This window comes from Streptomyces sp. NPDC093546, assembly GCF_044765045.1.
In the GTDB taxonomy this organism is placed as follows: domain Bacteria; phylum Actinomycetota; class Actinomycetes; order Streptomycetales; family Streptomycetaceae; genus Streptomyces.
Genome location: NZ_JBIWJG010000004.1, coordinates 400,184 through 411,629, shown reverse-complemented (window position 1 = coordinate 411,629; position 11,446 = coordinate 400,184). Strand labels below are relative to the sequence as shown.

Here is an 11,446-nt window from a genome sequence, read left to right as displayed (position 1 = left end):
CGCGGCCCGACAAGACGTCGGAACCGTCCCTGTCCCCGAATGGGGACCAGGCCAGCGTCACATGACCGAATGAAAGTCAAGCATGAACAGACCAGCTCGAACGACACTGTGACGAAGACCACATCGGGCCGCTAGTTGATTGATCGTCGACTGTTTGTGGCAGCATGACCGACGTTCAAGCACTCCGTTCTTCACGAGCAACTCCCCCGACCCCAGGGAGCGTTGTGCGCAAGACAGAGATGGCGCCCACCGGCCTCGGAGAAACACACGAGAACCGGACACTGACCTCAATCCTCACCTCGACCGTCGGCAAAACACCCGCACGCCGGGCCCTGACGCTCGAAGGGGAAACACTCCCCTACGCCCGCCTGAACGACTGGTCCCTGGCCGTCGCCGACGCATTACGCACCCACGGGATACGCAGAGGCGACCGGGTGGCGCTACGCATTCCGCCGAGCATGGAAGCCATCGCCGCCATCCTCGCCATCCTCCACTGCGGAGCGGCCTACGTACCGCTGGACACCCGCAATCCCCCCACCCGGAACGACTTCATCCTCCAGGACAGCGCCGTCACCGCCCTCGTCGGAGACACCGCAGGCCTTTCCGCCCCCGGACTGCCGGTCATCAGCGTGGACGAGGTCACGGCCCTGCGCGACAGCACGGCCCCCCGGGCCTTACCCGCGGACTCCGGCCCCCGGCCGCACGACATCGCGTACGTCATCTACACCTCCGGGACCACCGGCCGCCCCAAAGGCGTACCCGTCCGCCACGAAAGCGTCGTCGCCCTCCTCGAATCCACCTCCCGGCTCTTCGAGTTCACCGCCGACGACAAGTGGCTGCTCTTCCACTCCCTGGCATTCGACTTCTCCGTGTGGGAAATCTGGGGACCCCTCTCCACCGGGGCCGAACTCGTCATCCTCCCCCACTGGAGCGCCCGCACCACCGACGGATGCCTCACAGCCGTACGGGAACACGGGATCACCGTACTCAACCAGACCCCCACCGCCTTCGGCGCCTTCGCCGACGCCGCGCGGCACTCCGGCCACGACCTGACGAGCCTGCGCTACATCGTCTTCGGCGGAGAGAAACTCACCCCGCCCGTACTGCGGCCCTGGGCGAAGCAGTACGGAACCACCCGGCCCCGGCTCGTCAACATGTACGGGATCACCGAGACCACCGTCCACGCCACCTTCCACACCTGGACCGAACAGGAACTCGCCGACGACGACTCCATCATCGGCCACCCCCTCCCCGGCCTGCACGCCCGGATCGTCACCGACGCCGGCCACGAAGCGGACCCCGGCGAACCGGGAGAACTCTGGCTGGCGGGTACCCAGGTGTCCGAGGGCTACCTCCACCGGGAAGAACTCAACGCCGAACGCTTCCCCATCGCACCGGACCCCACCGACGGCACACCGCGCCGCTACTACCGCTCCGGCGACCTGGTCGCCCGCCGCCCCGACGGCCACCTCGTCTACCACGGCCGCGCCGACCTCCAGGTCAAACTCCGCGGCCACCGCGTCGAGTTGAGCGACGTCGAAAGCGCCGTACGCGACCATCCCGCCGTCCTCGACGCGGTGGTCTTCGTGCACGAGTTCGCCCCCGGCGACAGCCGCCTCGTGTGCGCCTACGCCACCCCACCCGGAGCAGAGACACCGGACGCCCGCGCCCTACGCGCCCACGTCAAGGAACGGCTGCCGTCGTACATGCACCCCGGCAGGTACTTCCCTCTCCCCCAACTGCCCAGAACCGTCAACGGAAAAGTCGACCGGACCGCTGTGGTCCAGGCATTCCGAGCGTTCCGAGAAAGGAAATGAAGTGTCGGAAACCCTGAGCCCCTCGGCGCGCACCGCCGAAGTCCAGAAGGCGACCCTCGGCTGGGTCTCCGAGCTCCTGGAGGACCCCGCGATCGGCGCGGAGGACAACTTCCTCGACCTCGGCGGTCACTCCATGCTCGCCCTCCAGCTCAACCAGCAGGCGAAGGAACGTTTCGGCGCCGAGTACGACATCCAGACCCTCTTCGAAGGCACCCTCGCCGAAGCCGCCACCGAACTCGCCGGCCGCCTGAACTGAGCCCCGCGAACCCACACCCCGACCCACACCACTGAACCCCACACCCCGGCAGCACCGGGACCGGCAGCACCCGAGAAGCGAACCACTCCTCCGTACACACGACCGTCCCACGACGTCGCAAGAGAATGGACGAGCCCGCATGACCACCTCGGAACAGACCGACTTCCGCCTCACCCCCGAGCAGCTCGAGCAGTTCGAGCGCGACGGATACATCGGCCCCATCAAGATCTACGAGCCCGAGGAAATGGAAGAGCGCTGGAACACCATCCGGCGCCAGCTGCCGGACCGCTCCCACGCCATCTACCCCAACGACGCCCTGGGCGGCGTCACCAACATCTCCAACTACGACCGCCACCTCGACGTCGACCTGCTCTCCGAACACATCATGAGGGCCGAGATCGTCGACCGCGTCGCCTCCATCCTCGGCCCCGACGTCCTGTGCTGGCGCACCGAGTTCTTCCCCAAGTACCCCGGCGACGAAGGCACCGACTGGCACCAGGCCTCCACCTTCGCCAACGCCAGCAAGAAGCCCCAGATCCTCTGGCCCTCCCAGGACGGACAGCCCGCCTTCGGCGGCACCATCACCGTCTGGACCGCCTTCACCGACTCCACCAAGGAAAACGGCTGCCTCCAGCTCATGCCCGGCACCCACCGCCACATGAACTACGACGAGTCCAAGCCCATGGACTACAACCCGGACGCCGTCAACGGCATCGAAAAGGACGGCGTCAAGCGCGGCTTCTTCGGCTACGACTACCGCCAGCTCCAGAAAGACCCCAACTGGAAGCCCGACGAGTCCCAGGCCTTCCCCCTCGTCATGAAGCGCGGCGAGTGCGTCATCTTCTGGTCCACCCTCATGCACGCCTCCCTCCCCCACACCGGCAGCAAGAAGGACTACCGCATGGGCTTCGCCGCCCGCTACGTCCCCACCCAGGTGCAGGTCTACCCCGGCACCGAGGAAGTGGCCGAATACGGCGGTGGCATCCCGCTCGACAACTACGGGGCAGTACTCGTTTCTGGTAAAGACGAGTACGGCATCAACCGCATAGCCACCCGCAGTCAGCGCGGCTACGAGTTCGTCCCGCGCTCACTCTGACCCCCGCAGGCCGGCGGGGCCGCACCCCGACCCCGCCGGCAGCGGCACCATGACAAAGCCAGGCCCGGAGGCCCCCGTTGCGGCAGCATCACCTGTACTTGGAAGACACCTACCGTTTCAGCGTCACCACCCGCGTCCTCGAAACCGGACGCACCGAACGGGGACCCTGGATCACGCTGGAACACAACATCTTCCATCCCCAGGGCGGCGGACAGCCCAGCGACACGGGCACCGTCGGCACCGCACCCGCACGCCCCTTCAAGGACCCCGAAACGCCCGGCCACACCGTCCGCCTCTCCTGCGAGACCGACGCCACCACCGGAGACGAAGTCACCGCCACCATCGACGAAGAACTACGCCTCCGCCACGCCGCCCTCCACACCTGCGGCCACGTCGTCGACTCCTTCATCCGACAGGCGGGATTCCGCCATCGTGTCAGCAACCACTTCCCCGGCCAGGCCCGCATCGAATTCGACGCCGGCGACGGCAAACCCGACCTCCAGCAGCTCGCCGCCACCGTCGAGGAACAGACCCGCAAAGCCATCGCCGCCAACCACAAGGTCCACGCCGACCACCGCGGCGACCAGCGGATCATCACCATCGACGGCATCGGAGAAGACCCCTGCGGAGGCACCCACGTCACCTCACTGGGCCGCCTCACCGGCTTCTCCCTGCGCTCCATCAAGGTCAAAAGCGGTGTGCTGAAGGTGGGATACACCGTTGAGCACCTCTAAAGCCGCCGCCCCCCACGACACCACACCCCTCCCGCACCCCCCGAAAGCCGACCGCCCCACCCGCGCCTGGATGGCCGACCTCGGCGTCCTCGGCGTCGCCATCGTCTGGGGCTCCACCTACGTCGCCATGCAGTGGACCGGCCAGTACATCTCCGTACCGGCCTTCCTCTTCCTCCGCTTCGCCCTCGGCGCCCTCGCCATCACCGCCCTCTCCCTCCACCTCTGGCGCCACGTCACCCGCGACGAACTCCTCCTCGGCTGCCTCTTCGGCGTCCTCCTCTTCGCCATCCTCTTCCTGGAAACCCTCGGCGTCCGCTACACCCTCGCCTCCAACGCCGGCTTCCTCATCGCCCTCTCCGTCATGCTCGTGCCCCTCGCGGAACGCCTCTTCCTACGCGTCCGCATCGCACGCACCATCTACCCCCTCACCCTCCTCTCCGTCGCCGGCTGCGCCCTCCTCACCCTCCACCAAGGCCTGTCCATACGCAGCGGAGACCTGATCATCCTCGCCGCCGCCCTCATCCGAGCCGGCCAGATCGTCCTCTTCAGCGCCCGCACCCAAGGCCGCGACCTCTCCCTGCTCCGCGTCACCGCCATCGAACTCTGGGTCGTCGCGGCCGGCGGCCTCCTGGTGGCCCTCCTCCAGCCCGGCCGGTCATGGGCACAGATCACCCAACTCCCCACATCCGCCTGGCTCGTCATCGCCTACCTCGGCATCGCCGGAACCGCGTTCGCCTTCCTCGTACAACTGCACGCCGCCCGCGCCTCCAGCCCCACCCGCGTAGGACTGGTCCTCTCCACAGAGCCCTTCTTCGCAGCCGTCTTCGCCGTCATCCTCCTCGGCGAACACCTCGGGCCCCTCCAGATCCTCGGCGGCGGACTCATCCTGCTGTCGGCCATCGCGGGACGCTGGGTCGACGCACGCCACCGCAACGGCAGCCCCACGACGAAGCCACCGGAGACACCCCAATGAAGCCCACGCCCTTGGTCCTGCTGCACCATTCCGGCGGATCAGCCCAGGTCTTCGCCCCCCTCATAGCCGCCCTCCCGCCGACCATCACCCCCGTCCCCCTGGAGCTCCCCGGCCGCGGCCGCCGCTGGCGCGAGGAACCCCTCACCACCGCCGAAGCAGCCGTCACCGACCTCGCCGAGCAGCTCCCCGCCGCCGGCGTCACCGGCCACTTCGCCCTCTTCGGCCACAGCATGGGCGCCTACCTCGCGCTGGCCCTCGCCGCGAAACTGGAGAGGGACGCCTCCCCCGCCCAGTGCACCATCCTCTTCGCCTCGGCCAACGCCGGACCCCAATGCGCCGTCCCCCTCTTCGAGGGAGACCCACTCCAAGCCGACGACGAGGACATCCTCCGCACCGGCGCACGCTTCGGCGGCCTGGACCCCCAGATCCTCGCCCACGAACAGCTACGACAGCGCACCGCCCGCGTCATGCGGGCCGACTTCGGCGTCTGCGACACGTTCGTCCGCAACCTCAGCCACAACGTCACCGAGAGCCCCCTCGTCGTCTGCTACGGCACGGAGGACTCCTTCGACCAGCGACAGCTGACCATGTGGCGATGCAGCTCCGCCTCCACGACGGACATGGCGCCCTTCCCCGGCGACCACTTCTACCTCACCGACCAGGCACCCGCCCTCGCGGACCTGATCACACGACGGCTCACCGCCACCGTCGCCCAACCCGCCTGACCACCCGGCCGGGGAAACCCCGGCCGGGCCGGCCGTCACTGCCCCTTCGCGGCCTTCTTCTCCTCGGCGTCCTCGATGACCGCCTCCGCGACCTGCTGCATCGACATACGCCGGTCCATCGACGTCTTCTGGATCCACCGGAACGCGGCCGGCTCCGTCAGCCCGTACTGCGTCTGCAGGATGCTCTTCGCCCTGTCCACCAGCTTGCGCGTCTCCAGCCGCTGCGAGAGGTCGGCGACCTCCTTCTCCAGCGCCTTCAGCTCCGCGAACCGCGACACCGCCATCTCGATGGCCGGCACCACATCGCTCTTGCTGAACGGCTTCACCAGGTACGCCATGGCCCCGGCGTCCCGCGCCCGCTCGACCAGGTCCCGCTGGGAGAAGGCGGTGAGCATCAGCACCGGGGCGATCGACTCCTCGGCGATCCTCTCGGCGGCGGAGATCCCGTCGAGGACGGGCATCTTCACGTCCAGGATCACGAGGTCCGGCCGGTGCTCCCGCGCCAGCTCGACGGCGCGCTGACCGTCACCGGCCTCGCCGACGACGGAGTACCCCTCCTCCTCGAGCATCTCTTTCAGGTCGAGGCGGATGAGGGCCTCGTCCTCGGCGATGACGACGCGGGTCGTCAGCGGCGGGACGTGCGACTTGTCGTCGTCGGCGACGGGCTGGGGCGACTCGGGGGCGGTCACGTAGGCTCCTCGTTCCAAGGCTGGTACAGCTCCCCATGAGCCTACCTAGCTGCGGTATGGTGGACACGCGGCGGGTCGAGGTAAACCTTCGATTCTGCGAGCCCCGGTAGCCCAATTGGCAGCAGGCAATGGATTCAAAACCCATACAGTGTCGGTTCGAGTCCGACCCGGGGCACTTTTCCTTCGATTCCATGGTCGCGGTTCCGGTTCACAAGCTCACTCGATTTCGGTAACTGGACTCCCTTTCCCCGCACCGCCGGAAGACTCGGCGGCAATCCTCGTCTGCATGTACGACATGCAGACGCGCAAGCAGGCGCTCGCGCTGGTCGGCCAGGGCCGCAGCCTGAACTCCGTCAGCAAGGAGACCGGCATATCGCGTGCCGCCATCCGCGCCTGGCAAACCCGGATCGAGCCCCTCGTCCGCACCGGTGAACCCTGCCCAAGGTGCCGGGACGCCCCCGGACCGCCGGGCGACCCACAGGCGTACGCGTACCTCCTGGGGCTCTATCTGGGCGATGGCTGCATCAGCGCACACCGCAGGGGCGTCTACGTCCTGCGCATCGCATGCTCCAACAGCTGGCCGGGGCTGATCGATGCGTGCGAAACAGCGATGCGGTCTCTACGCCCGGACAACAGCGTCTTCCGCGTCAAGGCGCAGGGGTACGTCGCCGTTGCTTGTGCCAGCAAGCACTGGCCCTGCCTCTTCCCCCAGCACGGCCCCGGCAAGAAGCACGAGCGCCCCATCGCCCTCGCAGACTGGCAGCGGCAGATCGTCGACGCCCACCCCTGGGAGTTCATCCGGGGCCTCATCCATTCCGACGGTTGCCGGATCACCAACTGGACCACTCGCGTCATCGGCGGCGAGCGGAAGCGCTACGAGTACCCGAGGTACTTCTTCACCAACAAGTCCGAGGACATCCGGAAGCTGTTCACGGACGCCCTCGATGCCGTCGGCGTCGCATGGGCGCAGACCAACGCGTACAACCTCTCCGTCGCCCGACGGGCGTCCGTCGCGCTCATGGACGCCCACGTCGGGCCGAAGTACTGACGCGAACCGGGGCTACGCCACCCGGTCGCCGATGCGGTGGACGCGGACCAGGTTCGTGGAGCCCGGGACGCCCGGCGGGGAGCCGGCGGTGATCACGACCAGGTCGCCCTCGCGGCAGCGGCCGATCCGGGTCAGCTGCTCGTCGACCTGGGCGACCATCGCGTCCGTGGACTCCACGTGCGGGCCGAGGAAGGTCTCGACGCCCCAGGTGAGGGTGAGCTGGGAGCGGGTGGCCGGGGCCGGGGTGAAGGCGAGGAGCGGGATCGGGGAGCGGTAGCGGGAGAGGCGCTTGACCGTGTCGCCGGACTGGGTGAAGGCGACGAGGTACTTGGCGTCGAGGAAGTCGCCGATCTCGGCGGCCGCGCGGGCGACGGCGCCGCCCTGGGTGCGGGGCTTGTTGCGGTCGGTGAGGGGGGTCAGGCCCTTGGCGAGGATGTCCTCCTCGGCCGCTTCGACGATGCGGCTCATCGTGCGGACGGTCTCGATGGGGTACCGGCCGACGCTGGTCTCGCCGGAGAGCATGACGGCGTCGGTGCCGTCGATGACGGCGTTGGCGACGTCGCTGGCCTCGGCGCGCGTGGGGCGGGAGTTCTCGATCATCGAGTCGAGCATCTGGGTGGCGACGATGACCGGTTTGGCGTTGCGCTTGGCGAGCTTGATGGCGCGCTTCTGGACGATGGGTACCTGCTCCAGCGGCATTTCGACGCCGAGGTCGCCGCGGGCGACCATGATGCCGTCGAAGGCGGCGACGATGTCGTCGATGTTCTCGACGGCCTGCGGCTTCTCGATCTTCGCGATGACGGGGACGCGGCGGCCTTCCTCGTCCATGACGCGGTGGACGTCCTCGATGTCGCGTCCGCTACGTACGAAGGAGAGGGCGATGACGTCGGCGCCGGTGCGCAGGGCCCAGCGAAGGTCTTCGACGTCCTTGGTGGAGAGGGCGGGGACGGAGACGGCGACGCCGGGGAGGTTGAGGCCCTTGTTGTCGGAGACCATGCCGCCTTCGGTGACGGTGGTCTGGACGCGGGGGCCGTCGACGGAGGTGACTTCGAGGGTGACGCGGCCGTCGTCGACGAGGATGCGCTCGCCGGGGGTGACGTCGTCGGCGAGGCCCGCGTAGGTGGTGCCGCAGAGGTGGCGGTCGCCTTCTACGGGTTCGACGGTGATGGTGAAGGTGTCGCCGCGTTCAAGGAGTACGGGGCCTTCGCGGAAGCGTCCGAGCCGGATCTTCGGGCCTTGAAGGTCGGCCAGGACGCCGACGCTGCGGCCGGTTTCGTCGGAGGCTTTGCGTACACGCTCGTAGCGCTCCTCGTGCTCGGCGTACGAGCCGTGGCTGAGGTTGAGGCGGGCGACGTCCATTCCGGCCTCGACCAGTGTCTTGATCTGGTCGTATGTGTCGGTGGCGGGCCCCAGGGTACAGACGATTTTTGCTCGGCGCATGGTCCGACCCTAGGGCCTACCGACGGGTAGAGAATTGGTCCCGCATGACGACTCAACAACCTTTGCGTGAAGGGCTATTGACAAGTGTTGAATTGTGCGGGGGGATGCTCTGATGAGCATTTATGAGGGTGGGGTGTCCGGGCGGCGGGGGGCGTTCTCCCGCTTGCGCAGCGTCGAGACCAGTTCGTCGACGATCTCCTTCGGTGAATACCGGTGGATGTTCCGGTACTGCGTGCTTTCCAGGAAGTCGGGCATGCGCGCCCCGTCGAGGCGTACGGGTACGAGGGTGGCGCGGCCCTCCACCGCGGCGCGGTAGAGCTCGCGTGCCTCCAGGAGGCAGTAGGTGCTCGACAGGTACGCGTCCGAGATGAGCAGCACTCCGACCGCGGAGCGGGCGAGGCCGGTGAGCAGGGTGTCCATCCAGGGTTCGCCGACGGGGATGGCGCGGGAGGCGCGGTAGTCGAAGACGTGCTGGAATCTGTCGCCGAGGAGGCGGGAGAATTCCGCGGCCCGCTCGTCGTCTTCCGCGGCGTAGCTGAGGAAGACGCGTTCGCTGCGTTTCGCGGCCGTGCGGAAGTAGTCGACGGCTTGGTCGGCTCCGCCGATGTAGCGTGCGGGCTCGTCGGTCACCTTGAGGTGGATGTCGAACGCGCGCTCCAGGTCCGCGGGGTCGGACCAGCGGATGAGGGCGCGCCTGTGTCCGGTTTCGACGTCGCCGTACAGGGTGTCTTCGCCGGGTACGTCGGTGGTGGAGGTGATCGGCAGGGTGGGGATGAACTGGCCGTGGGTGTAGGCGGCGGCCATGCGGGAGGCGGGGTCGTCGAGGTCGATGACGAGCCAGTCGCACTGGCGCAGGCGGGTGATGAGGTCGAGGTTCATCCGGGGAGGCCAGGGCAGGGTCATCGGTTCCCAGGCGTGTTCGTGGAGCAGTTCGGTGAGGGCCGGGACCAGGGTCTGTTGGTGTGGTGGTGACACGATGAGTCCCACGAGGCGTTTGTGGTAGGCGTGGCCGGTTGCCGTGGTGGTGGCGTCGTGGAGGTCGGCCATGAAGGCGCGGTAGGCGGTGGTGACCTTGGTGGGGACGGAGGAGGGGGTCGCGGAGCCGATCTCCTGGGCGTCGTACTCGATGAGGCGGACGTCGGAGGGGGCTTTGAGGGCGGGGACGAGGCGGTGGTCGTGGAAGACGATCGCGGGCTTGCGTGCGCGGACGGCCATGCTCAGTTCGAGGCGGAAGTAGCGGGCTTCGTGGCGGAGCAGTGTCCGGGTGTAGGTCTCCCTCGGTCCGCCGGGGAGGGGGTAGATGCCGACGAATCCGTGCGCGTCCCTGATCATGCGTTCGAGTCGGACGGTGCTGGTGAAGGAGATGCCTTCGTCGACGCGGAAGGAGACGTCTTCGACGGAGCTCAGCAGGCGCCAGAAGTACTGGTTCTCCGCCGGGGAGTGGTAGCGGTGGCTGAGGAAGACGCCGAGGCGGCGGGCTCCGGTGTCGGATGCGTCGGTGGTCATCCTCCGCTCCCGGTGTCGGGGGGTGGTGCGGCCGGGGACGGGGAGGGCGCGGGTACGGCGGGCGTCTGCGGCTGGCCTGTCGCCGGTGCTTCGGTCTGCTTGAGGCGGCCGTAGACGGCGTCGAAGGTGAAGCCGGATACGAAGCCGACGGTGAGGACGAAGAACAGCAGGCGCCGTGCGCCGTCTCCGGTGAGTATCTCGGGCGAGGCCGCCAGTTGTGCGGAGACGAAGAGGAGGAAGGAGATGGCGCCGGCGGACATGCCGAGTGCGGCCGTCCTGGCCCAGTGGAGGCCGTGGTCGAAGGCGTTGCGGGTGATGGCTCCGGATGTTCCGGTGGCCAGGGCTCCGGCCACGAGCGCCGTGACGTTGACGAAGGCGTTCGAGCTGACGGCGTAGGTGAGCGGGATCATCGCCAGTCCGAGGCAGAGCAGCAGGAGGCCGATGGTGATGCCGAGGGCGCTGCGCCAGGCCTCCCCGAGCCGTAGGCGGTTTTGCCGGTTGCGCTGGGCGTCCCGGCGCTGGTGTTGGGCGAGGAGCAGCCGTATGAGGGTGGGCGCCGAGGTGTCGCTCCATTCGGCGCCCATGGCGGACACTTCCTCCGGCGTGGCGTGGTGTCCGGCGCGGTTCATGGTGTCCCAGACTTTGCGGGCGGCTCCGCCGAAGCAGGCCACCGCCGCTACGGGGACGTCGAAGGCGAGGCACACCATGCCGGTGACGAGGGTGGATCGTCCTCCGCCGACGAGGATGACGCCGTCCACTTCTCTCAGGGAGCGGTAGAAGCTGGTTTCCCAGTTCTCGCCGGATTCGTAGCGGATGTCGAACATCTCGGGGCGTTCGGTGAGGAGGGGGAAGTCCTTCTCGCCGTCCCCGTACGGCGGGCGGACGTGGATGGTTCCGGCGGGGCTGTCGGCCGCGGACAGGTAGCCGGTGACGACCTGGTCCTCCACGAACTGGGCTTCGCTGGAGTAGACCATGAGGTCGCAGTCGGCTTCGGCGAGCGCCCTGCCGATCTGCTCGCACGCCGGTGAGGCGGTCTCGGCGTGGGCCAGTGGCGGGTCGTAGGCGCGGGCGGGGTCCGCGCTTCCCACTACTGCGATCAGCCGTCTCATCGCGTTCCCCCAAGCGCCTCGTGGTCTGCCGAGCAGATGAGTGAGCCTTCCTT

At 68.2% G+C, this 11,446-nt stretch carries 11 protein-coding genes and 1 tRNA gene; 8 read left to right on the top strand and 4 right to left on the bottom strand.

Going from position 1 to position 11,446, the window contains the following annotated elements; genetic code table 11:
• The first annotated feature begins 164 nt into the window (after window positions 1-164).
• From ACIRNI_RS11540 to ACIRNI_RS11515, 6 genes are all read left to right on the top strand, one after another.
• Window positions 165-1,817 (top strand): amino acid adenylation domain-containing protein, encoded by a 1,653-nt coding sequence (locus ACIRNI_RS11540; RefSeq protein WP_403550512.1) that lies wholly within the window; start codon window positions 165-167, stop codon window positions 1,815-1,817.
• Between the two features lies 1 nt (window position 1,818).
• Window positions 1,819-2,073 (top strand): phosphopantetheine-binding protein, encoded by a 255-nt coding sequence (locus tag ACIRNI_RS11535; RefSeq protein ID WP_403550510.1) that lies wholly within the window; start codon window positions 1,819-1,821, stop codon window positions 2,071-2,073.
• Window positions 2,074-2,212: 139 nt separating this feature from the next.
• A complete protein-coding gene (locus ACIRNI_RS11530) occupies window positions 2,213-3,169 on the top strand; it encodes a chlorinating enzyme (RefSeq protein ID WP_403550508.1) in 957 nt (318 codons plus the stop codon).
• Window positions 3,170-3,267: 98 nt separating this feature from the next.
• A complete protein-coding gene (locus ACIRNI_RS11525; protein ID WP_403550506.1) occupies window positions 3,268-3,903 on the top strand; it encodes an alanyl-tRNA synthetase in 636 nt (211 codons plus the stop codon).
• Complete coding sequence (locus tag ACIRNI_RS11520) at window positions 3,890-4,876, top strand: DMT family transporter (RefSeq protein WP_403550504.1); 987 nt, start codon at window positions 3,890-3,892, stop codon at window positions 4,874-4,876. Before ACIRNI_RS11525 ends, ACIRNI_RS11520 begins: the two co-directional genes overlap by 14 nt.
• The gene (locus ACIRNI_RS11515) at window positions 4,873-5,601 is read left to right on the top strand and encodes a thioesterase II family protein (protein WP_403550502.1); all 729 of its coding nucleotides are present in this window, start codon (window positions 4,873-4,875) and stop codon (window positions 5,599-5,601) included. Before ACIRNI_RS11520 ends, ACIRNI_RS11515 begins: the two co-directional genes overlap by 4 nt.
• A 35-nt stretch (window positions 5,602-5,636) precedes the next feature.
• Here the strand turns inward: ACIRNI_RS11515 and ACIRNI_RS11510 are convergent, their stop codons facing one another.
• Window positions 5,637-6,290, bottom strand: a complete 654-nt coding sequence (locus tag ACIRNI_RS11510) for an ANTAR domain-containing response regulator (RefSeq protein WP_403550500.1) — start codon at window positions 6,288-6,290, stop codon at window positions 5,637-5,639.
• Between the two features lie 100 nt (window positions 6,291-6,390).
• Here ACIRNI_RS11510 and ACIRNI_RS11505 point away from each other — a divergent pair.
• Window positions 6,391-6,465: transfer RNA gene (locus ACIRNI_RS11505), tRNA-Leu, on the top strand.
• Window positions 6,466-6,576: 111 nt separating this feature from the next.
• Window positions 6,577-7,338 carry a transcriptional regulator gene (locus ACIRNI_RS11500; RefSeq protein WP_403550498.1) on the top strand — a complete coding sequence of 254 codons (762 nt, stop codon included), beginning with the start codon at window positions 6,577-6,579 and terminating at the stop codon, window positions 7,336-7,338.
• A 12-nt stretch (window positions 7,339-7,350) separates the two neighbouring features.
• Here the strand turns inward: ACIRNI_RS11500 and pyk are convergent, their stop codons facing one another.
• The 3 genes from pyk to ACIRNI_RS11485 all read right to left on the bottom strand — a co-directional run bounded on the left by pyk (window position 7,351) and on the right by ACIRNI_RS11485 (window position 11,393).
• Window positions 7,351-8,778 carry a pyruvate kinase gene (gene pyk, locus ACIRNI_RS11495; RefSeq protein WP_403550496.1) on the bottom strand — a complete coding sequence of 476 codons (1,428 nt, stop codon included), beginning with the start codon at window positions 8,776-8,778 and terminating at the stop codon, window positions 7,351-7,353.
• A gap of 120 nt (window positions 8,779-8,898) precedes the next feature.
• Complete coding sequence (locus ACIRNI_RS11490) at window positions 8,899-10,284, bottom strand: toll/interleukin-1 receptor domain-containing protein (RefSeq protein WP_403550494.1); 1,386 nt, start codon at window positions 10,282-10,284, stop codon at window positions 8,899-8,901.
• Window positions 10,281-11,393, bottom strand: coding sequence for a hypothetical protein (locus ACIRNI_RS11485; protein WP_403550492.1), 1,113 nt, complete (start codon window positions 11,391-11,393; stop codon window positions 10,281-10,283). Before ACIRNI_RS11485 ends, ACIRNI_RS11490 begins: the two co-directional genes overlap by 4 nt.
• Between the last annotated feature and the right edge of the window lie 53 nt (window positions 11,394-11,446).